The organism is Mastigocoleus testarum BC008 (assembly GCF_001456025.1).
Taxonomy (GTDB): domain Bacteria; phylum Cyanobacteriota; class Cyanobacteriia; order Cyanobacteriales; family Nostocaceae; genus Mastigocoleus; species Mastigocoleus testarum.
Genome location: NZ_LMTZ01000045.1, coordinates 153,862 through 175,538 on the forward strand (window position 1 = coordinate 153,862; position 21,677 = coordinate 175,538).

Here is a 21,677-nt window from a genome sequence, read left to right on the forward strand (position 1 = left end):
TTAATTTACTACTTGGGTATGAGTAGTATTACTCAAAGTAAATAAGATTTTTTTTATTGTCTCAAAAGTACATTATTTTTATTAAAATCACGTTGTTTTATATGGCGTATCACGTCTCTTTTAATACTGACAAACTACATTTGCTTCCCACAAATACTGTCAAAATTAGTGTAAAGTAATTCATAAGACAATAAAGATGATAATTAATAAGTGACAAACTGTAAAAAATGAGGAATATTGAAGTTTACCTTCTCCATTCCTCTAAATTAAGTCTGTATAAAGTTTTTTCGGTATATTAAATTCCGACAGATGATAGTAAAGATTCCATGTTTTCCCTGGACATTCCTTGTTCGATATAGCGAGGAGTTTCGGGATTGTAAGGACTTTCAAGGCGATCTATGGTGATTATGGTTGCATTATCCGGCAAAACGGGAATATCTGGGTCGAAGGAGGTCGGACGCATTAAGGAACTAGCGAATCCTCGAAAAATTGCTATTCGGTCTTCTTCACCGTTAATTTTCACTGACACAAGTAAAACTTCTTGGGGGTAATTGGCGGTATATTTTTCCAACCGCTTACCAATTGTATCTTGCATAAAAAATTCAAAACTAATTTGGATTGGAGATATCAAGCTGACTATAAGATGCCAAATAGAAGCAAAGGAATTTTTAACTGGTAAATATCCAACTATAATGTGCGCGAAGATAGTTACCCATGTTAGCCCGAGCACAGTGCTCTTAAAAGCGAAGATATTGAATAATTATGTTTTGGAATTCCCAACTTCAATAGACGATCTATTTTTGTAATATTCCAAGTAATATTCCAGGTGATATTCCAATTCAAAAGCATTACTGTTTAATTGCCGAACGTCCGCGCTTATTTAGCTTAACAAATGCAAAATAGCAGAAATAAGCTATGTACATTGTTAAACCAACAATACCGAAATTTCCTAGACCACTTACATCATTATCATGATGAAAATATTCTTTGAAAATTGATGGGGCTTGTAACCAGACTTGACAAAAATCTGTCTTGAAGTTTGCAGGTGAAACACAATTCAAAAAAGGTAAAGTAGCGATCGCGCCCAAAACGCAATATAAAGTGATAGCCCAGCGCCAAGAAGAAAAAATCAGTTTTAAGGGACTATTAGGCTGATATTCAATCTCATCGTTCAAGTCTACCCAAAACCACAGGGAAATTGGAATTAGGATTCGTCCTGCGAGTCCAGAAATGAAAGCTATTCCATGACCACCCATCATTAAATAAATGGTAATTAAAAGCAAACTTGCTACGCGCCAGTAAATAATTAACAAGCGCTGCATAGCTTCTGCTTTCTCTACAAATACCCAAGCTAGTAGAATCAGGGGTAAGATTACTGTAAACAATACTGCTAGTCGGTAATCCATCCACACTAGCCCGGTAAACCAAAGGTCATTCATAATTTTTTTAGTGACAATCAATCGGGAAACCTGACTCGGTAGCTGTTTGCTAACAGCGTTACAAATCCTTGCTACTAGCCAGTTAACAACTGAACATATAATAATCAGTAATTTGACTGTGGCAAAGATATTTTGATGCTCAGTGAAGAATTTTGACAGATTTTAAGTTTTATTCGCTTTTATTGCCTAGGAGATGGCACATTCCTTACTTGGTATTGATTTATGTACAAGTAATTTGTAATAAATAACTTGCAATACATAAATCCTCCTTTTGTCCCTTCCAGATCGAAAATCAAGAACAAAAGGAGGTTATTGTTTGCGAATATAAAATATGAACTGTTATTAGTCAATGTTAGGGAGTTCAGGATTATTCCCCCACACTGAATAATTTATTTAGGTTGTTTGCTGCCTAAAAACTCAAATTACAAGCTGAAAGTTGATATGGTCTAATCGTCGTATACTCTGCATTCTGCAGCTTCAGGATTGTCGTCACAATATTTTTCGAAAGAGGTTTTTTGCTTCTCTTGACGTTGATGGGATGCTTCAGCTTGCAATTCTTCAACTGCATCCCAAGCTGCTGCACATTCTGCAGAACTGTCGCCGGAAGTATCGCAAACCTCACGAGCTTGTTTGACCTCTTCACTAATTTTATTCTGGATATCACTCATTGTTTTTCTTACCTTTATGTTGTTAATACAAGTATAGAAAAATTCCTACATAGGCAATTAATATCCCTATGTGTCTTCATTTTACATAATCAGACTACGACCTTTAGTAATTTATTACTAAGTGAGATTGGCATCATATTTAGCTCACATAAGTCATTACCGAACTTTGAGGGTAATTATTTTTAGGTTTTCATCCTTTGGATCTTTTAATATTTTTATAAATTATTATTCATCAAAAATGAATAATAGAATGTCTGTGGACTATATTTGTAGGACAAGCCAGAAATTAAATGTCTGCTCGATCCTAAATGGGGCAAGACACTATGATTTTTATGCTTGGCAAGTCTTCCGTAGGATATATTTTATACTTTTATGGGAGAAGTAAAGAGTAAGTAAAAGCCTCAAATAAAGCAAGAGGAATTAAGATTAATGTCAGACAAAATGCGGTGGGCAAATGCTCTCTCAACCCGTCCTTCCTTAGAAGCAGCAATTACAGATGTTGTGGAAAAAGCAACGTCTTTGCTCGCAGTGCCTGCAGATTTAGGACTGGTTTTCATTTCGTCTGCATTTACCAGCGAATATTCCCGACTCATGCCTTTACTTGCTGAAAAACTCTCAGTACCGGTACTAATTGGTTGTAGTGCTTCTGGTGTGATTGGGATGACAAAATCAGGAGTGAGTCAAGAATTAGAAGCGGAGCCAGCTTTAAGCTTGACATTAGCCTACTTACCAGACGTTGAAATCGAACCTTTTCACTTGATAGCTGAAGAACTACCGGACTTAGATAGTTCTCCGGATGAATGGGTAGATTTAATTAATGTTTCACCTTCTTCTAAGCCCCAATTTATTTTATTTGCAGGTCACGATCCTGCTGGTATTAATGATTTATTACAAGGGTTAGATTTTGCTTATCCTGGTTCAGTGACTATCGGAGGACAAGCAAGTTCCAGTATCGGCGGTCGCGTTGCACTTTTTTATCAAGATCGCTTGTATCGGGAAGGAACTGTAGGTATTGCCTTAAGCGGGAACATTATTCTAGAAAGTATTGTTGCCCAAGGGTGTCGACCTATTGGTCAGCCTTATCAAATTACTAAGGGTGATAGTAACATCATATTAGAATTAGATCGACAAGTCCCATTAATTGTGTTGCGCGATCTAATTGATAGTCTTACAGAAGAAGAACGAGTGTTAGCGCAAAATTCCTTGTATGTGGGCGTGGCGATGGATGAATTTAAATCTTCTTTGGGACGAGGAGACTTTTTAGTTCGCAGATTATTGGGGGTTGACCCCTCCGCTGGAGCGCTCGCCATTGGCGATCGCGTCCGCAGAGGACAACGCTTGCAATTTCACATTCGGGATGCTCGGACTTCTGCTTCGGATTTAGAGTTACTCCTAGAGCAATACCAAAGTCAGCCCGATAATAAAGGTCAAGCAGCCTGTGCTTTAATGTTTTCTTGCTTGGGTAGGGGAGAAGGACTCTACGGTAAACCCAATTTTGATTCTGAATTATTTAGACGCTACATTAAAGATATCCCTTTGGCTGGCTTTTTCTGTAGTGGTGAAATTGGTCCTGTGGGCGGTAACACTTTTCTGCATGGTTTTACCTCGGTATTTGGTATTTGCAGACAAACCGGAGAGTAATAAAGTACTGCAGTTATCAATCAGATTTAGGGTGCCATCTTCAGCTAATGCAGCATATTTTTTAAAGTAATTACCAATTTTAGCTGGGAACAGATCGCAATCAAATTTCGCTGGGAACAGATTGCAATCAAATAAAGTATCTCCATCAGCAATATTTGCCCAAAATTCCCGTAAACTGGGAGCCATTGCTTCTGCTTGAGCTAACGGAAGATTTAAGGGTGGCAATGTCAGAAACTTAACAAGAAAAGGGAAGCTGCGATCGCCCATCCACTTGCGGGAACTGTATTGCAGATTGGGAAATTCTGGTACTGACTCGACACGATAGGACATTACCTGCAACCATTCTCTGCCATATTTATCTTCATGGAATTCTAGCAACCTATAGGGATGGGGATAGCTGACCAAAGAACCTGTTGTTACTTCGTATATTCCCTCATTGTAAGCAACATCCTGTACGTGTAAATGTCCTGTAAATATTAATTTCACTCCGTAGCGTCGGAGAATAGCCAATAAATCTGGAGCATTATCCAACATGTAACGATTTGCCATTGGATGACGAGATTGATTGGGCAAATGCTCGATTACGTTGTGATGTACCATCACTAGAACAAGCTCATTTTTTGCTTGTGTCAGTACTTTTTCTAGCCAGCGTAATTGTTCATCGCCTAAATGCCCGATCTGATTTCCTTGTTCGTTAAAATAGTTGGAGTTTAGACCAATTAATCTAACTCCAGGGATTAATTCACAAGTGTAGTAAAGTTCTTCAGTATCACTGTAACCAAACTTGCGATAGTAACTAGGAAAAGTAGAAAAAGCTATGGATTGTTCGTTTGCTTCTAGTACGGGAACATCATGATTTCCTGGTATGACGTAAGTAGGAAAAGGTAACTTACTTAATTTTTGTTGTAACCAAGTATGATTTTTTGCTTCTCCGTGTTGGGTTAAATCTCCTGGCAACAATAAAAAATCAAGGTTTAATTGTGATAAATGTTCGAGGGCGCTTTCGAACGCTGGAATACTCACTTCCACTAAGTGAAATCTACTCGGATGATCCCAAATTGTTTCGGGAAGTCCAATATGTAAGTCACTGATAATGGCAAACCGAAATTTAAGAGTCATTGAAATATAAGTAAAATTTTCAAATGCGAATTTTAAAAGGCTTTTTAAATGAGTATAACTTTCTTTACCAGTAATAGTACAAATAACAGGAACTTAATATTTGTATATATTTAGTCTCAAAGAAAAACATATTCACTTAAATCATAATTACGACTGATTGACATTTGAACGCGTCAGTGAAAGTATTTTAATTCTTTGTTGTATGGTCTGTGGAATTGACAAAAGTTAATGTTTTGTTTTTAGATAAAAATCTAATAGTTTCTATTATGATTCTGATGTTATTAGCAAAACTGATATAGAATTGCTCCTTCATCTCCACTCGAAATTCAGTATAATTTATGTTCTCTATTAAGAATTTGTCTAATTTTAAGAGTAAATATAACTAAGCAGTATTTCTGCGATCGCAAGTGAAACTGAATTTTTATATATAAATATGTAATTTGTCGCAAAAAGGAATGTAAATTTTGGCTGCAATCAGAGTTCGTCAACATGTAAATCCACTTTCCCGCAAATACCAACAAAAAATTACTGCGATTGATTGGGAGAAAATTTATGCTCAACCAAAGCAACCACTGCTTCTCGATATTGGTTGTGCAAGAGGAAAATTTATATTGAACATGGCGCAAGTGGAACCGGATTGGAATTTTCTTGGTTTGGAAATTCGAGAACCTTTAGTTCATGACGCCAATTATTGGCGAGATTCCTTGGGGTTGAACAATCTTCATTATTTGTTTTCCAACACTAACAACCCATTACGAGATATGTTATCTTCTTTACCTAAAGGTGTTTTACAACGGGTGACTATTCAATTCCCCGATCCTTGGTTCAAAAAACGCCATGCAAAAAGGCGTATGGTACAGCCCCAGTTAGTTAATGAGATTTCTGAGTATTTAGTATCTGGAGGTATGGTATTTTTACAATCTGACATTGAGTTTGTTACTCAGGAAATGTGCGATCGCTTTAACGAGCATCCGGCTTTCTATAGAGAAAATGAACAGGGGTGGCTGACAGAAAATCCTTTACCAATACAAACTGAAAGAGAAATATATACTTTAGAAAAAGATAAGCCGGTATATCGAGCTGTATTTATAAAGAAGAAATAGATAGCACACAAGCACAAAGTATCAAAAATTTAGAATTACTTTATAGGGTTTTCCCCATAAATTTATTTAAGGCAAGATTGAGTATTTGCTTATCCTATGTTTTGCTCACAAAAAACTGCCTTGTCTTGTCAAGGCAGTTATTAAGGTCTTGTTAGGGTTTTATTATGAATGTGATGTGTCTGATTTTTTCATAAATCTGTTTTGAAGGCAGGTATACTCAGATACAAAATGAGATGATCTTTATCACAAATACTGCAAACTCTGGCAAACTAGTCTTAATTTCTCTTCATATTTTGATTTGCTAGTATATATTTCACCTTTTTCACATATATCTTTCACATAAATATTAGTATTAATGGCTGACTGATACTTTTGGATAGCTTAAAGATTGTATGAGATTGATCAATCTTTCAATCTCTAATGGTTTAGAGATAAAAGCATCAACCATTCCGAGACATTCTTTACCAATATCTGAAGGAGAATGTGCACTCATCAAAATAATAGGGAAAAAATACTGTGTCGAGTTCTGTTTAAGATGTTGAATAACTTGATATCCATTCATTCCCGGCATCATAAAATCTAATAATAGTAAGTCGGGAATTTTCGATTCAATCTTGTCAAGTGCTGCTTTTCCACTGTAAGCAACATCAACTGTATAGCCAGCAGCAACTAAAACAACTTGTAATAAGAGTGAATTATCTACGATATCATCACAAACAAGAATATGTTTGATCTCATTATTTTTGTCTGAAAAAGTCATATTTAAGCATCAAAAACGAAGTGTAAAAATTTTGTAGATGCTTCTGCACATTATTTTGAATATAGAATACAGAGTTAATAGAATACAGAGTTAAAAGTATTATTATCTACTTCAGTTACCTGTAATCATTCTCTATGAAATCAATAGATAAACAATGACGTAAATCACTATGAAATTACAATACTTTTTAATTCCAAAAGTGAATTTTATTTAGATTATTTGTGTTAATCAATACTTTATTTGCAGCTTGTCTGCATTAAGTAAACAAAAGTGATTTTAATCACTGCTTTTTTTCTTGAACAAAATAAGATCAATGTATCTTGCCCATACAATCTATCACTCGTAAATCTTCAATGCCAGTTGCATTTGCTCTGGCTTTTTCTATTAAAAAATTAACTATTATTTACACCCAATATTGTAATCATGCTTCAAATTTATAACTATATAAAAATATGATAACTAAATAGTGAAGGCGAGATTAAATTGATTGTTATGGGTGTAAAGTTACAATTTAATTAACTAAATTTTTAATTAATTAGAGTTTTAACTAATCAGAACTTTGTTTTGGCTAATAATATCTCGATATTTCATAATTATTTTACTGGCGATAGCATCCCAACTATAATGCTGCAATGCATATTGCTGTGCTTGTAAACCACGGTACTGTCTTTCTTCAGGCTTTCTTAAAGCTTCCCGTAATACATTTGCTAGAGCTTTTGTATTTACTTCACATACCCATCCAGATTTACTATCGCGTACTTCATTGGAAATATGCACTTGGTCTGAAATTATAACTGGTGTTCCGACCACCATTGCTTCAGCAACAGCTATTCCAAAATTTTCGTAGTAGGAGGGTAAAACAAATAAATCAGCAGCTTGTAATAATACAGATTTCAACTCTCCGGTAACAAAACCAGTTATGGTAGTACAATTTTTTAGTTCTGAAGCTTCAATCTGTTGTTTAATTTTTTGTTCATAACTTAGATCTTGCGGGTTGGTACCTGCTAATACAAAATGAAATTTTAAATTTTCTGATAAAAGTTTTTCCAAAGCTGGAATTAAAATATCTAAACCTTTTTTTGGGTCGATTCTAGACATGAATAATATTAAAGGAAAATTTCCAGAAATATTATATTTATCTAGGATAATTTTTTTTCTCTCATAGTGAATCACTTCACTATATTTCTCTTCTAATTTAGCGACCCCTAAAGGAAGTACCAAATCTTTTGTTACTCTTCCAAATCGTTCCGAGACTTTTGCTTCTTGTTCGCTAGTAAAATGAACTGCAGCAGCATTTCCTAAATTAGAAGACTCTAAAACCGCTGCATAAAACTTTTTTAATTTTTGTTTCTTTTGTAGATCCGCAGGGTCTAGAGTTCCTAAGGGACGTAATATGTAAGGTATTTTATGATGACGACAAATTTTCGCAGCAATACTACTAACTGGTGAGAATAAAGCATGAATATGGGCTAAATCGAATTCATGAGCGTGACGATTTAACCAACTGAACAAATCAATAGAAAACTTATAGCGACGAAATGGTGCACATTTAAAATAAATTATTTCATAACCATCTTGTTCTATTGCTCTATTTAAAGGTACGTCGAGACCTTTTTGACCAGTATCACCGTTACTATTAGTGGTAATAACAGTTACTTTTATATCTTGTTGTGCTAATGCAGGTGCTAATCCTAGTATCATTTGACTAGGACCACCATAAATTAGGGAAATTGAAGGAACTATTTGAAGTATTCGCATTATTCTATTTACTTACTTATTATTGTTATTCGTATTATTCCTTTAATCCTTCCAATCCCCAATCCCTAATTACCCATTACTAATAACTTCTTGGTAAAACTCTAATTGTTGTTTTGCTAAAGCTTTATTAGTATATTGAGCGATAACTTTGGTGTAACCCATCAAACCAATATTTTGGGCAAATTCAGGTTTTTCTATTAGTTGCAATAAACAGTTTGCAAGTGCTTTGACATCACCTTCTGGGAATACCAAACCTGCATCACCAATTACATGAGGTATTTCTCCAGAATTAGAACCAATGACAGGTACTTGACATGACATTGCTTCAATAATTACGTGACCAAATTGTTCTTTCCAACCTACAGAAGTTAAAGTTTTAAACTTATACGTAGTTTCAGAAGGTAGAACTAAAGTATTCATTAAGTTGATATAGTTACAAACTTCGTGGTGGGGAACACTTTCAACTAAAATTATTCGGTCTTGAATATTATTTTCCTTAGCTTGACTGATAATTTCTGATTTTAATTCACCTCTTCCTAGTAATAAAAACTTCCAAGGTTTATCCTTGATACTGATTAAAGATTTGAGTAATGTTAGTATCCCTTTTTCCTGAACAAATCTACCAACAAAACCAATTATAAAATCTTTATCTGTAACACCTAATTGTTGTTTTAATTCTGGCTGTAGATTAGGTTTAAATAATGTATCATCTACACCTAATTGCGGCATCACTTTAATTAAACCTTGATAACCACGCTGACGAAGAATTTCTGCTCCATCCTGATTTCCAGAAATAATTCCATGACTATATTTGAGATTATATTTTTCTAATAAACTAGCTAGTAAATTTAACTGATATGGGAGATTCCACCAGGTAAAGAATATATTTTTTGCTTTTATTCCTAATAAATTATTTAAAGTAATCATTTCTGCATAAGCTAATCCCCTCGAACCTTGCTCTACTTGAATAATATCAGGATTAAACTTACGGATAAGTTGAATTAAATCGGTTCCAAATGTTAACAAACCTTGGTGATTTTGACTGAAGTTAGTAATGGGAACTATACGAAATGAATCTTCTTCATAATATTGAGCTTCAATAATTTTTTTTTGTACTCCACCAGGTTTCCAACGTTTTGGTACTACAACTATTACTTCAATATCTGGTGCTAATTTAGATAAAGCTCGTAGCTTTTCACTATTCAGATTAACGATATAAGTATGACTTGCTACTAATATTTTCATTTATATCTTGGAGATTAGCTATTGGCGTTAGTAAAGTGTGACACAACAGCGTCATATAATAATTAGAAAATAGCTGATGACAAGTAATTAGCCATGGGTCTAATCACCTGATTTATATATTCTCTAGTTGCCTCTCTATTTATTTTATTTTCTAATTTATTAATTATTAAAAATAGCCAGTTCAATTATGTCGCAAAATATAATCCAAATTTGGATAGACAATATTTTGGTTATACATATTCTCGATCCAAATTAGTGTATATTTGACCATCATTCCATAACGATTTAATATAAGTCCCCAATGCTTTCATAAAACCTAGAACATAAAAGATAAAGCGAGTAAGAATTTTAAGTGGTGAAGTACTTTTATGACAGGGAGGACGTCCAAGAACATGACAATCAAATAACCTTGCATAGAGACGAAGTGCTTGACTTATATTCAGGTTTTTTAAACCCATCAAAAAATGGTTGTGATAAAAAGTTAATTGATACTTGAGGGAACGCATACTAATATCATGACAACCACCTGTCTCTTCCCCCAAATGTACTAAATGCGCTTCTGGGTCGTACCAAATATGATATCCAGTTTGTCGTAAACGCAGACAAAAATCTGATTCTTCTCGAACAGCACTACCACGAAATCTTTCATCAAATTTGAGCCCATGTTCAGTAAATATTTCGCGTCGGAAAGACATGTTACAACCCCTTGCTGTTAAAACTTGCTGGGGCTTGATTGTATGTACCAAATCAATGTAATACCAAGCAATACCAGGATCCATTGCTTGAGGAGGTAAATAATCTATTGTTTTATAAGCAGTTTTTTTATCTCCCTGAGTTTTCCCCTCAGCTGAGTCTGCTATTTTCATTCGGTCAAAAACTCTTCCAGCAACTGCTCCGATTTGGGGTTTATCAATATAATTTTTTGCATGAGCTGCTAAAAATTCGGATTCCAGTTCGACATCATCATCAATAAATAAAATAATCTCACCTATTGAACGCCTTACTGCATAATTACGAGCTCCAGGTAAACTAGCCCAATTCAAGCGATACCATTTAATTTTATTTAGTGCTGTTTGTTCTTCTAAAAAAGATTGAATTTCTGGCTGATGATTTAGCGTTTGATCTACAACTAAAACTTCAAATTTGGGGTAATTTTGTTTAAGGACATCAAGAATGCTATTTCTTAATGCCTCTTCACGACCATATGTTGGTATTACTACGGATATAAATGGTAAATTCATATTGTTTCAATTTTAAGTTATTGATTTATAGATTGTTATTTAATAAATTGATTTTATAAATCTAATGTGATTTATTAATGCCAGTTTAAATATTGAAAATTTATTTTTTTAGAGTTTATCATTTAAAGCTTTTGATTTAGATTTATTAATATATGGCTTTAAATTTTATGCATGTGAAAATGAGATTTTATTTGAACCTTTTCTTCCCCTTCTTATTTTGATTTTTTCCTGGTTTTACTTGTTCTTGTTTGAGTTGTTCTATTTTGTCTATTTCTGGTAGTTTCAAGAGAATACCTGCGAAAAACCAGTAATAAACAGCGACTGGATCGACATCGAGAGGATAGTAGTAAGTGTTGTAACTAATAAATAATATAAACACCCATAAAGCCGATGCGTAACCACGGAAAATACGGTTTTTTATACGACGATATGTCCGAAAGCAAATTATTGTCAGGGTTGTTACTAATGCTAGAAATCCTAAAGCCCCAAATACTCCAATTTCGTACATAATTTTAGGATAATAAGTTTCTAGAAGTTTAGTTTTACCTAATATTCTCGCTGAGTTGGTAGCTCTACCTAAACCCATACCTAAGGGAGTTCCATCTCGATCTAGAAAATGTAATACTTCGTGAAACTGATTAGTAATAAACTCGTAAGGTGGTGAAGCTTCCCAACGACCAATAAAACTATCCAAGCTAGATAGAATAATTTCGGGATTACTGGCGATCGCACCTCCCAAAATTAATACTAGTCCAACCATTATAGGAATAAATCTTTTAGGACTGGAAAGTTGGCCGGTCAACAACAATAATAAAATAAAACAAGTTGGAACTAATGCTAAAGCTATTCTCTGACCGCAAATTACAGCATTAACAAATACTAATGCCAAAGAACTTAAGCTAAAAATACGCCATAGAATAGAAGGATCGCTAAAACCAGTTGCAAAGGTAAAAAATGTACTGGAAATTAAAAACCATCCCCATTGCCAAGGAGCAACAAAAGTACCCGGAAGACGAATCATAAAACCCGGGCTAAAAACTAAAGAACCACCAATAAAACAACGCGCATCAAGAGTTGCTTTAAATAATGCTCCGCCTACTACTCCCCTTGTACCTTGGCATATCCCAACTTCTAACATGACCCGTTGAATGAGTCCCAACACACAGCAAGCAAGAATTAAAGACACTTGCAAACGCGATAAAAATAAAAAATCTCGCTTATTTTTAATCAGATAATATCCACAAGTAATTAAGGGTAAATAACCTAAGAATACTTTTAAACCTAAAATACCCATACCCAAAGGCATTTCTTTAGTCGGAGGTGCAAAAGCTTTGGGTGGAGGAGGACTAATTTGCTGCAAACCATTAACGCATAACAGAGTCAGCAAACACAAACCTAACAAAATAAATAAGGGTGTTTTAATTCCTTGGGGAATCAGAAAAGGCATTCTTTGCTTGCGGGTATTTTGCCAAATTGCAATTACGGCGGGAAGATAAAAACCATCTTTGGCTAGTTGTAAGACTGGAGAGTTACCCAACAAGTAAATAATAGTTCCCCCAAAAGGTACATAAATCATGAAAACATACAACGCCGGAAATGGATACTTATAGGAAAGGGTTAGTACTATCACCGCCATCATCCCAGGAAGTGCTAACTTTATTCCAGCCACTAAAAAAAGTATTACCCCTAAAAAAACACCGCCACCGATGGCGGTACTTAGCAGACTAGTTAATTCTTTTCGTGCTTTTGCAGCCTTACGCTTTTGAGCTAACTTTTCTTTAAGGCTAAGGGTTGGAGTTTCTGGTTTTTGCTGTTTTTTTGTAGATTTTTTTTTCTTTTTGTTTTTTAACATTGGGGGTCAGTACTGAGTCCTGTTAGCGTAACCCTGACCGTAATGGTCAAGTTCTGTAGTTGCTCCTTGCGGTGCTTCTAACAGAGTATTTTGAGTAAAGTAAAAATCTTGTTATCTTTTTAACCTATTTTTATCTCAAAGAAAAACCCCGAATTAAGTTACATTCAAAGAGAAAATACTTACAGCTAAAGGCCAAATGGCAATATTTAAAAGCGCTGTAGGCAAATTACTGCATTTGAATGCAACTTCTTCCAATTTTTTATTCTCAGTAATATAAAGTAGAAGATAACAGATAAATAATACTCAGAATACTGACCCAATGATTTGCATCGCCAAAAGAGATATTAAAAAATTCTCTGACCGCTCTAACCTTAATAGGTGTTAGCAAAAATACTTAAGCTAACAGAATTTAATACTGAAGTACCACTATTCCCCAAGTTGTTGCTGAACTATTGAAACTAATTCCTGCGTCCAATGCTGAGTTATTTCCAGATCTTCGGCTTCCACCATTACCCTTATGACTGGTTCAGTCCCTGATGCGCGAACTAAAACTCTACCAGCATCTCCCATAGCATTTTCAGCATGAGAAATTGCTTCTTGCAGAGTTTGACATTCTTGCCACTTAGCACGTTTATCCCTATCTTTGACATATACATTTTGCAAAATTTGCGGATATGTCTCAAAGCTGTTATCTACTAAATCGGAAAGTGAAACTTTTGCTGAACGAACTAGAGCAGCCATATGTAATGCAGTTAATAAACCATCTCCAGTGATACCGTAATGTCGACACAGAATATGACCGGATTGTTCGCCACCTAACATTCCACCAGTTCGTAACATTTCTGCTTGGACATGTTGATCGCCTACTGCGGTACGAATTAATTTACCACCTTGTTGATTCCAAGCCCTTTCAAAACCCAAGTTTGCCATCACGGTGGAAACTATTAGATTATGAGGTAAATTTTTATTTTGCTGTAAGTTACATCCCCACAAGTAAAGGATATAATCGCCATTAACTGGACGTCCAAGATTATCAACAGCTAATACGCGATCTGCATCTCCGTCAAAGGCAAATCCAATATCTGCTTGGTTATCTAGAACAGCTTGCTGGAGAATTCCTAAGTTAGTAGAACCGCAGTTGACATTGATTTTGTTACCATCGGGTTCACTGTGCAGACACACAACTTCTGCTCCCATCGATTCAAATATCGAAGGTGCTAAACCTACCGCTGCACCCCAAGCGACATCTAAAACAATCTTCATCCCTGCAAAGTTAACTATATCATGCAGAGGTGCTTTTAAGGCCCCTGTATAGTCTTTTACTAGTTCCGGACGCGGGTAATGACRTCCGCAAGCAGTTACAATAGTGCTAGAGATAGAATTTCCAGTACCACGGAGTCCAGCTTCAATTTCACCCTGCAAGTTTTTCGATAACTTTACTCCAYCATCAMMMAAAATTTTAATTCCATTGTCTTCGGGCGGGTTATGACTTGCAGAGATCATCACACCACCAATAGCAGCAGTTACACTGGTGAGGTAAGCAACGCAAGGAGTTGGGCATAACCCTAAATACCAAACTTCTATTCCTGCAGCTGCTAGACCTGCACTCAAAGCCATTGCTAGCATATCTCCAGAATTTCGAGAATCCTGTCCGAGAATGACGGGACCTAGCTCCTGGGTATGGGTGCGTAATATAACACCTGTCCAAAAGCCGACTTGCAAAGCTAGGGGAGCACTTAATATTTCTCCCACTTTGCCACGGATACCATCTGTACCAAACAGAGGTGTTACTGGCAGTATCAACGAGTTAAACACTGAGTTATGAGAATTATCAGACTTAACAGCAGAGTTTCCACCAATATCTGAAGTTCGAGTTATAGATGAGACCATAGGTTTTTACGCTCCACACAGTCAAACTGGAGAATATCACTTTAAAGCTCTTCCAACAATTCCCCTGGATTACCTTTTGGTCAGGACTTTTTACAAACTTCATCAGAATTTATTACTAAAAATTATTTTTTATACAAATAAAATAATACAATAAAATTGTACGTATAAACACTAGTTTAATATAGCAGTTATTAATTTTTATTTTTTAAAGCACTCAGTATCAAAAATTTCTATGTATTCATGAGCGTTATGGGAATATATTTCTTAGCGATAATCTATATAAAATGCACTTTTCAAATTGCATATTTTGCTAAAGGTTAATTTTCTTTTAGAACTGTTACTCAGATCGAAAAGTTAAAAATGTCTTCACTACCAATTATCTCATCAACTTTGCATAAGGATATTTTTTGGGAAAATTTTGAAATAACAATTATCTTCTTAAATATTTTTAACAAAAATTCTCATCAAATAGCTCTAATGTAAAAAATTAGTAGGTTTTTTATTTTTTGGTAAATCAAGATTTAGGCAACTAATCAAACTATCAAATTTATAAAGTTGGGAAAATTAGGATGAGTAGCAATTTAGCAAGCAAACTACGTGTTGGCACTAAAAAAGCCCACACAATGGCAGAGAATGTTGGATTTGTCAAATGTTTTTTAAGGGGAGTAGTTGAGAAAAACTCTTATAAAAAACTAGTAGCTAATTTTTACTTCATCTACTCAGCGATGGAAGAGGAGATGGCAAAGCATAAAGATCATCCAATTGTTGCAAAGATAGATTTTCCACAACTACATCGCAAGCATACTTTAGAAACCGACCTTAATTACTACTACGGTTCCAATTGGAGAGAGGAAATTAAACTATCTCCAGCGGGAGAAGCATATGTTCAGCGTATTCGGGAAATATCCGCAACAGAGCCAGAATTGTTAGTTGCTCATTCTTATACTCGCTACTTGGGCGATCTATCCGGTGGACAGATTCTGAAAAATATTGCTGTAACAGCAATGAATCTTTCTGATGGAGAAGGTACAGCTTTTTATGAATTCGAGCACATAACTGACGAAAAAGCTTTTAAGAAACAGTATCGTCAAACTTTAGATGAGTTACCTGTTGACGAAGCAACTGACGAGCGCATTGTTGATGAAGCAAATGCAGCTTTCGGGATGAACATGAAAATGTTTGAAGAGTTGGAAGGTAATTTAATCAAAGCTATCGGGGTCATGCTATTCAATAGTTTGACTCGAAGACGTTCTCGCGGTAGCACAGAATTAGCTACAGCAGACTAGGCTATCCAAACATAAATATGTGAAATAATAAATCTTAGGGACAGTAGCCTTGAGATTATCTGTAGTCTCATATAGATAAACCCAAGGTTACTGTCCCTAACTTGTTGTAATCTCATGTTGCAATTTTATTACTGCAATCCTAGGCTATTGCAAATTTACTAGCAAGATAGAATTGATACTCTTACATCAAATTTACACTTATTTTTATGCCTGTAACTCAAATCTTTAACATCGCCAATGTTTTTGTTTTACCATTTTGGGTATTAATGATTTTCTTGCCAAAGTGGGAAATTACACAAAAGGTGATGAAATCTTATATTGCTTTTATACCTTTGGCATTAGCTTATCTATATCTGTTTATTATTAGTATTACACCAGAAAATGCCCAAGCTTTATCCAACCCTCAATTAGTAGATATTGCAAAGTTTTTTGCTGAAGAGAAAGCTGCTGCTACTGGTTGGATTCACTTTTTAGTCATGGATTTATTTGTCGGACGTTATATTTATTTAGAAGGTCGGAGAACTGGAGTTTGGACTGCTCATTCTTTAGCTTTTTGTTTATTTGCAGGTCCTTTAGGTTTACTTTCTCATATTTTGACTTATTGGACTACACAAAAATTCTTTTCTTCCAGCGACAATAAAGACATAGTAGAAGATGCAATAGTTTAATCATTTCTCCAAATTTATTGTCGTAGACGCACGTAAAACCGATCTAAAAAGGGAACACAGGAACACAGATAAAATTAAAGTTGGGCTTATTTAGCGCCCACGACATTTTTGGAATACTAACCGCATTAACTGGATGAGTACTAAAGCTTTAATTTGCTTCTATATTAGTGCTCTCAATTTGATGATGGTCAAGTTTGTGATTGTCAATTTTATGATTATTTGGTTTTACTTTTTTTTCAGTTTTCTGTTTTTCACTCAAGAAATAGGTTAAAGCAGTAATAACTAAAGCCACACTTATTCCGAAAGGTAATATTTCCGTTCCAGTTTCCCACTTAACCGCTTGTCCTAGGAATACGACACCTAAAATAACAACTACTACACTAGCAAGCTTGTCTTTTAGGTCTTCAATATTATTAATAGCTAACCAACTAGGAACCTTAATACGATTATCAATAAAAAGCTCATAGAGCCCAACTCCGGTGATATATAACACCGTTGCAAGGAGAAACAAATCGATGATTTCAATAAATGATAAAATCAAGAACTTTGCTTCTTTACTAGATACTTCATTTGCAGTTATCGCATGACCAATAGTAGCAAAAGTTTCCCTTGCACCGTATATTAAGAGTGTGATTGCTGCCAATAAAGAACAAACTACAGCGAGCATAATCGATATACGACTACCAACTAAAACTCGCCCAACCATGGTTCTGAACAACATATATTTATTTCTCCTGTAGATAACCCTTGGAATACGGGAGCATCATAATTTACAACTATTTATTTACAATTAAAAAACGTGCTTCATCTTAATCGGTTGATTGGGACAAACTGGTGACAAATCTGATATATGAATAAAACTTTGTAAATTTTGACATCCTCTAGAAGACTGAGCTTTCTCTATAAGAGGGTGGATATTTCACTGATGATAAAACATTATTGTTGAAAACCCTTGCTTTAATATAATTTCTATTGTTAGGAAAGCTTAATTTAAGTGCTGGTATCAATTACACACCAGGCTTTGAAGATGTTGCGTAAGATAATTGTGATTTTACTAAGAAATCAATCACAATATTTTGCTTGACTTACTTGTATATTTTTCTAAACCACCACATTTTTTTGTGGCTTCTTAATAACCAATTATTCTCTGTTAAATTTAATAATTATATTTACGTATTCAGCTGATATATTATTTTTTAATGTTTTTAAATAAAATAATTAGTGTTTAGTGAACTTTTACTGTACCAATCAATGAAATATTAGATATTCGCTTGGGTGTCTGTATCTGAAAATTTAGATTTTAGTTGTCTTTATGTTTTATTTTGTTTTGTGAGAATTTTAATAAATTTATGAGTAGATGTAGATTCTAATTTTCATAGTTTTGTAATACCGAATAGATTGATTCCCATTATATTTATAGCTGCGATCAAAGTGCCAAATTTAGTCAGTAGCACTTTGATCGCAACTAAATGTGTTGATTGATTGTATGCTTATTTATTAATCAATCAGATGGATATACTACATCACTTTGATATATCTGTCTCCTTATCTTTATTATCTCTAAAGGATAATAAGAATAATTACATTTCCTGCTGAAACTTTTCTAGAATTTCCATAAGTTCTACCAAGCATTGGGATGGTAGAAAATCAAGTAAGGCAATTTCTTTTTTTCCAGCACCGATTTTAACAGAAATATTTCCGAGAACTTCTTTAACCCGATTCTCACTTAGTGAATTATCGGTAATTAAAGAATACATTTGTTCGGCAACAATCGTATGTAGTTTGGCATTCGCAAGATAAAGATGCCATTTTGCGACATCTATATAAACATTTTCGCCAATTTCTGCTGCTAAAGCTTCCAGTAGTTCCGTTGTATTAGCCATTAGAATAACCCCAAATAATAAGGAATAAATTTATGCTGGTTGATTATGACTTAACTACTCAGCCAACTTTGCTATCCCAAGTAACAATCATCTGAATATGATGATGCTAATAAATTTCCTCATCTGGGGGTAATCTAGGTAGCGTCTGTTGAGTAGTCAGCGATCGCCGAAATGTAAATGAAATGAACTAACAAAATAGCAGCCCAAGCAAGTGTTAACCAAGGTAACCATTCCCAGTTTGCTTTTTGCAAATTATGAAAAAACCACAAACCAGAATTAGTAACGGCGAATATTGCCACATGAACAGCAAAATTCATCCGGTCATCTAGTTTGCGGTAATCTGGATCTTTACGGTCGGGTTTGCGAGGCCAACGAGGAGGCATAAATTTTTACTGTAGACTTGCACTAACTAAGCTATATGCCTTATTTTAATTTTTTTTGTGGAATTGTCGTTATCCTCGATGCAAATTTATGGTCAACAGCAACTTCCGCCACAAGCAAACTCAACTATTTCAAATCGGCAGGTAAAAGTACTCTATCGATGACATGAATGATGCCATTACTACCTTTTATATCTGCCTTGATGACTTTAGATTTATTTACTTTAATCCCATTATCTTTGACTTGAACCTTGACAGAGCTACCTTCCACGGTGTCTACATCACCAGATTTCAAGTCACCGGACTCAACAGCACCGGAAACAACATGATAAGTGAGAATTTTTTGCAGGGTTTCTTTATTTTCTGGTTTGAGTAATTTATCTAGAGTCCCCTTTGGTAAAGCAGCAAAAGCCTCATTTGTAGGTGCAAAAAGAGTAAAAGGACCATCGCCGGATAGTGTTTTTACCAAATCTGCAGCTTTTACTGCTGTTACCAAAGTTTGAAAATTGGAGTCTGAGGCAGCAATGTCAACAATAGTGCTATTTCCATGATTTGTTTGGGATACTACAGTACCTAAAGTTTTAGTACTTGAAGTTTTGGGAGTGGCGAAAGACTCTGCATAATTTGGAATATTTACCACGACACTAAGGCTCGCGAAAGTTGCAACAGCAAATGCTTTACCCAACAGATGCACAAATGTTTGATTTCTCATTGATGTTTATCCTCTAGGAAAAAATAAGATATCCTGTCTGCAAACTCAAGTTACTGAAATAAATTTGCCCTTGCTGCTTTTTCAAGCCATCAACTGTAATTTTCAAATCGTTACTTGTTGCAGCTTTAGCATTGAAAACTAGCACCAAATTCCCCAAAATCGCCAAGGATGCAATTAAAAATCGGAACTATTGCCACATTAATTTTTCCAGGGAGTGGACAATGATTTTTGATAAAAAATAGCTTAGGTTTATACTCCGGAATTTACGGAATTACTTACCTAAAAATAGGTAGGCAATATTTAAAATGTACATATTTTCTTAACAATTTGCAACCTAAACTATTTCAGATAATCTTATGCAATCTATCGAAAAATGAATTATTGAATTAAAGCCCCATAAAGTACTAGGCTTATCAACTCAGCAATCATTTCGTCTTTGGTTTTGTTACCGTATTTTTGGACAGTCGGTAAGGGTTCAACACCACACAAAAAAATACCCGCAATAAAACCTGGGTCTCCTCTTAACTGCGGTTGGTATTGTGCAAATAATTTTTCTACAGGTGCGTGAACGCAACGACCAATTGCTTGCTCAATTTCAATTGCTTTTTGAGCATTAATCTCTGTTAGGTCGGTATGAATAATACGGTTAGCATTCAGGGGGGGTTGCTCCCAAAGCCATGCTGCTAGCTCAGCTAAACAACCTTCTAGACTTTTGGATTCGGTTGCAATAATTTGCTCCAAAGTTACTCTTCGCCGCTCTAAATGACGCAGCATAACTTCAACAAATAAATCTTCTTTTCCCCCAGGAAAATGGTAGTAGAGGGAAGCTTGTTTAATGCCAAGTTTCTTAGCTATATCTTTTAGGGTCACAGCCCCATAGCCTTGAGAGGCAAATAAATGCTCGGCTGCATCAAGAACTGCTGTGCGTGAGGAACTTATATTCGATTTTTGACTCATTCTGATGAACTTAATTTAGGTGAATAATTTTTGTCAAGAACTGCTTTGGGGTGGTTTTGCCAAATTTTATTTTTTTGTCAAATTTAATTGACAGCAGATTATGCAAGTCCTCAGATACACAAATTATTAAGCCTTGGGGAGTCAAAAATCTTGAATAAACCTTTATGATTTTCCTTTTAAGGATGTGATTCTTAATTCATTCATCACATTTGCGCAAATAATCACCCGATTTTCCCCCAGTCTTGCTTACCAAATGAATAGATCCAATTTGAATTGACTTTTCTAAAGCCTTTGCCATGTCGTAGAGAGTAAGAGCAGCAACAGAAACAGCAGTTAAAGCTTCCATTTCGACTCCTGTTTCAGCCTTAGTTTTGACTGTGGCTTGAATTTCGTAACCAGGTAGTTGTGGTTGGGGATTAATTTTAACTTCAACCTTTTGTAGCGGTAAAGGATGACATAAAGGAATAAGGTTGGCAGTTTGTTTTGCAGCCATAATCCCTGCAAGTCTCGCAGTACCTAAAACATCTCCCTTAGGAGCATTTCCAGCCTGAATTGCACCAAAAGTTTCTATGTGCATCTTGACTTTACCTACTGCTGTTGCTTGGCGAACTGTGGGGATTTTACTGGAGACATCCACCATTTGAGATTGTCCCAAATGATCTAGATGACTTAAAGCTGGAGAATTATCGAAAATTTTTTCTTGCGTCATGGCGTGTAGATGTGATACTCTTATATCCGGTAAGGCAAGGACGTGTAGCTCAGTGGACTAGAGCACGTGGCTACGGACCACGGTGTCGGGGGTTCGAATCCCTCCTCGTCCGTTTATAAGATGTAGCACATGCATAGAGGTAATACTTCTTCATTAAGATATATTTCCTCAAGGAATGATTTGGCTTTTATATAAGTATTTATTCCTAAGTGCGATGTTATTGAGATTATAGAGACTTGCAGTATTCGTATTGCTGATACAAGTCTCAAAAATTATCCTAGGTACTTTAATTGGTATCCGCTCAGTAAGTCGGGGTAAGAAGAAAAAAGAAGAAGGAACAAAAGTAGAGCATGTGTCGTAGAATAT

19 protein-coding genes, 1 tRNA gene and 1 pseudogene are annotated in these 21,677 nt (G+C 35.2%); 5 read left to right on the top strand and 16 right to left on the bottom strand.

Going from position 1 to position 21,677, the window contains the following annotated elements; translation table 11 throughout:
• Positions 1-295: 295 nt before the first annotated feature.
• From BC008_RS08975 to BC008_RS08985, 3 genes are all read right to left on the bottom strand, one after another.
• Positions 296-595: a DUF7734 family protein gene (locus BC008_RS08975; RefSeq protein WP_027842242.1), complete on the bottom strand. Its 300-nt coding sequence runs from the start codon at positions 593-595 to the stop codon at positions 296-298.
• A gap of 253 nt (positions 596-848) precedes the next feature.
• Positions 849-1,439 carry a DUF3177 family protein gene (locus tag BC008_RS08980; protein ID WP_027842241.1) on the bottom strand — a complete coding sequence of 197 codons (591 nt, stop codon included), beginning with the start codon at positions 1,437-1,439 and terminating at the stop codon, positions 849-851.
• Positions 1,440-1,885: 446 nt separating this feature from the next.
• Positions 1,886-2,107 (bottom strand): Calvin cycle protein CP12, encoded by a 222-nt coding sequence (locus tag BC008_RS08985; protein WP_027842240.1) that lies wholly within the window; start codon positions 2,105-2,107, stop codon positions 1,886-1,888.
• A 441-nt stretch (positions 2,108-2,548) separates the two neighbouring features.
• Between BC008_RS08985 and BC008_RS08990 the strand changes: the two are divergent.
• Positions 2,549-3,619: pseudogene (locus tag BC008_RS08990) on the top strand (FIST signal transduction protein); the annotation flags it as partial.
• Here BC008_RS08990 and BC008_RS51210 read toward each other — a convergent pair.
• Positions 3,614-4,867, bottom strand: a complete 1,254-nt coding sequence (locus BC008_RS51210) for a metallophosphoesterase family protein (protein ID WP_082650518.1) — start codon at positions 4,865-4,867, stop codon at positions 3,614-3,616. The pseudogene BC008_RS08990 and the gene BC008_RS51210 overlap by 6 nt on opposite strands.
• Positions 4,868-5,331: 464 nt before the next feature.
• Here BC008_RS51210 and trmB point away from each other — a divergent pair, with 464 nt between their 5' ends.
• Positions 5,332-5,970, top strand: a complete 639-nt coding sequence (trmB, locus tag BC008_RS08995) for a tRNA (guanosine(46)-N7)-methyltransferase TrmB (RefSeq protein WP_027842239.1) — start codon at positions 5,332-5,334, stop codon at positions 5,968-5,970.
• Between the two features lie 352 nt (positions 5,971-6,322).
• Here trmB and BC008_RS09000 read toward each other — a convergent pair whose 3' ends face one another.
• The 6 genes from BC008_RS09000 to glmM form a co-directional block, all read right to left on the bottom strand.
• Positions 6,323-6,730, bottom strand: coding sequence for a response regulator (locus BC008_RS09000; RefSeq protein WP_027842238.1), 408 nt, complete (start codon positions 6,728-6,730; stop codon positions 6,323-6,325).
• A gap of 543 nt (positions 6,731-7,273) precedes the next feature.
• Positions 7,274-8,488, bottom strand: a complete 1,215-nt coding sequence (gene hpsP, locus BC008_RS09005) for a hormogonium polysaccharide biosynthesis glycosyltransferase HpsP (RefSeq protein WP_027842237.1) — start codon at positions 8,486-8,488, stop codon at positions 7,274-7,276.
• 69 nt (positions 8,489-8,557) lie between these two features.
• A complete protein-coding gene (gene hpsO / locus BC008_RS09010; protein ID WP_027842236.1) occupies positions 8,558-9,733 on the bottom strand; it encodes a hormogonium polysaccharide biosynthesis glycosyltransferase HpsO in 1,176 nt (391 codons plus the stop codon).
• 230 nt (positions 9,734-9,963) lie between these two features.
• On the bottom strand, positions 9,964-10,974 hold the full coding sequence (gene hpsN / locus BC008_RS09015; RefSeq protein WP_027842235.1) for a hormogonium polysaccharide biosynthesis glycosyltransferase HpsN: 1,011 nt from the start codon (positions 10,972-10,974) through the stop codon (positions 9,964-9,966).
• Between the two features lie 187 nt (positions 10,975-11,161).
• A complete protein-coding gene (gene hpsL / locus BC008_RS09020; RefSeq protein WP_036265001.1) occupies positions 11,162-12,826 on the bottom strand; it encodes a hormogonium polysaccharide biosynthesis protein HpsL in 1,665 nt (554 codons plus the stop codon).
• A gap of 426 nt (positions 12,827-13,252) precedes the next feature.
• Positions 13,253-14,716 carry a phosphoglucosamine mutase gene (glmM, locus tag BC008_RS09025; protein ID WP_058183444.1) on the bottom strand — a complete coding sequence of 488 codons (1,464 nt, stop codon included), beginning with the start codon at positions 14,714-14,716 and terminating at the stop codon, positions 13,253-13,255.
• A gap of 569 nt (positions 14,717-15,285) precedes the next feature.
• Here glmM and BC008_RS09030 point away from each other — a divergent pair.
• Both BC008_RS09030 and BC008_RS09035 read left to right on the top strand, forming a co-directional pair.
• Positions 15,286-16,002, top strand: coding sequence for a biliverdin-producing heme oxygenase (locus tag BC008_RS09030; RefSeq protein ID WP_027842233.1), 717 nt, complete (start codon positions 15,286-15,288; stop codon positions 16,000-16,002).
• Between the two features lie 206 nt (positions 16,003-16,208).
• On the top strand, positions 16,209-16,670 hold the full coding sequence (locus BC008_RS09035) for an ABA4-like family protein (protein ID WP_027842232.1): 462 nt from the start codon (positions 16,209-16,211) through the stop codon (positions 16,668-16,670).
• A gap of 148 nt (positions 16,671-16,818) precedes the next feature.
• On the opposite strand, the gene BC008_RS09040 is transcribed toward BC008_RS09035, so the two are convergent.
• The 6 genes from BC008_RS09040 to moaC form a co-directional block, all read right to left on the bottom strand.
• Positions 16,819-17,391, bottom strand: a complete 573-nt coding sequence (locus BC008_RS09040) for a YqhA family protein (protein ID WP_153009552.1) — start codon at positions 17,389-17,391, stop codon at positions 16,819-16,821.
• Positions 17,392-18,250: 859 nt separating this feature from the next.
• Positions 18,251-18,559 (bottom strand): DUF3181 family protein, encoded by a 309-nt coding sequence (locus BC008_RS09045; RefSeq protein WP_027842231.1) that lies wholly within the window; start codon positions 18,557-18,559, stop codon positions 18,251-18,253.
• A 128-nt stretch (positions 18,560-18,687) separates the two neighbouring features.
• A complete protein-coding gene (locus tag BC008_RS09050) occupies positions 18,688-18,936 on the bottom strand; it encodes a 2TM domain-containing protein (protein ID WP_027842230.1) in 249 nt (82 codons plus the stop codon).
• Positions 18,937-19,060: 124 nt separating this feature from the next.
• The gene (locus BC008_RS09055) at positions 19,061-19,645 is read right to left on the bottom strand and encodes a fasciclin domain-containing protein (protein WP_027842229.1); all 585 of its coding nucleotides are present in this window, start codon (positions 19,643-19,645) and stop codon (positions 19,061-19,063) included.
• A gap of 378 nt (positions 19,646-20,023) precedes the next feature.
• The gene (locus tag BC008_RS09060; RefSeq protein WP_058183445.1) at positions 20,024-20,602 is read right to left on the bottom strand and encodes a TetR/AcrR family transcriptional regulator; all 579 of its coding nucleotides are present in this window, start codon (positions 20,600-20,602) and stop codon (positions 20,024-20,026) included.
• Between the two features lie 196 nt (positions 20,603-20,798).
• A complete protein-coding gene (gene moaC, locus BC008_RS09065) occupies positions 20,799-21,311 on the bottom strand; it encodes a cyclic pyranopterin monophosphate synthase MoaC (protein WP_027842228.1) in 513 nt (170 codons plus the stop codon).
• 38 nt (positions 21,312-21,349) lie between these two features.
• Here moaC and BC008_RS09070 point away from each other — a divergent pair.
• Positions 21,350-21,423: transfer RNA gene (locus tag BC008_RS09070), tRNA-Arg, on the top strand.
• Positions 21,424-21,677: the final 254 nt, after the last annotated feature.

Coding starts and splice junctions, on each gene's coding strand:
- BC008_RS09000 (WP_027842238.1), bottom strand. CDS start 6,730: ATGACTTTTTCAGACAAAAATAATGAGATCAAACATATTCTTGTTTGT.
- BC008_RS09050 (WP_027842230.1), bottom strand. CDS start 18,936: ATGCCTCCTCGTTGGCCTCGCAAACCCGACCGTAAAGATCCAGATTAC.
- BC008_RS08975 (WP_027842242.1), bottom strand. CDS start 595: ATGCAAGATACAATTGGTAAGCGGTTGGAAAAATATACCGCCAATTAC.
- hpsN (WP_027842235.1), bottom strand. CDS start 10,974: ATGAATTTACCATTTATATCCGTAGTAATACCAACATATGGTCGTGAA.
- BC008_RS09060 (WP_058183445.1), bottom strand. CDS start 20,602: ATGAGTCAAAAATCGAATATAAGTTCCTCACGCACAGCAGTTCTTGAT.
- BC008_RS08985 (WP_027842240.1), bottom strand. CDS start 2,107: ATGAGTGATATCCAGAATAAAATTAGTGAAGAGGTCAAACAAGCTCGT.
- hpsO (WP_027842236.1), bottom strand. CDS start 9,733: ATGAAAATATTAGTAGCAAGTCATACTTATATCGTTAATCTGAATAGT.
- BC008_RS08980 (WP_027842241.1), bottom strand. CDS start 1,439: ATGAATGACCTTTGGTTTACCGGGCTAGTGTGGATGGATTACCGACTA.
- hpsP (WP_027842237.1), bottom strand. CDS start 8,488: ATGCGAATACTTCAAATAGTTCCTTCAATTTCCCTAATTTATGGTGGT.
- hpsL (WP_036265001.1), bottom strand. CDS start 12,826: ATGTTAAAAAACAAAAAGAAAAAAAAATCTACAAAAAAACAGCAAAAA.
- BC008_RS09055 (WP_027842229.1), bottom strand. CDS start 19,645: ATGAGAAATCAAACATTTGTGCATCTGTTGGGTAAAGCATTTGCTGTT.
- BC008_RS09040 (WP_153009552.1), bottom strand. CDS start 17,391: ATGTTGTTCAGAACCATGGTTGGGCGAGTTTTAGTTGGTAGTCGTATA.
- BC008_RS51210 (WP_082650518.1), bottom strand. CDS start 4,867: ATGACTCTTAAATTTCGGTTTGCCATTATCAGTGACTTACATATTGGA.
- BC008_RS09035 (WP_027842232.1), top strand. CDS start 16,209: ATGCCTGTAACTCAAATCTTTAACATCGCCAATGTTTTTGTTTTACCA.
- moaC (WP_027842228.1), bottom strand. CDS start 21,311: ATGACGCAAGAAAAAATTTTCGATAATTCTCCAGCTTTAAGTCATCTA.
- BC008_RS09030 (WP_027842233.1), top strand. CDS start 15,286: ATGAGTAGCAATTTAGCAAGCAAACTACGTGTTGGCACTAAAAAAGCC.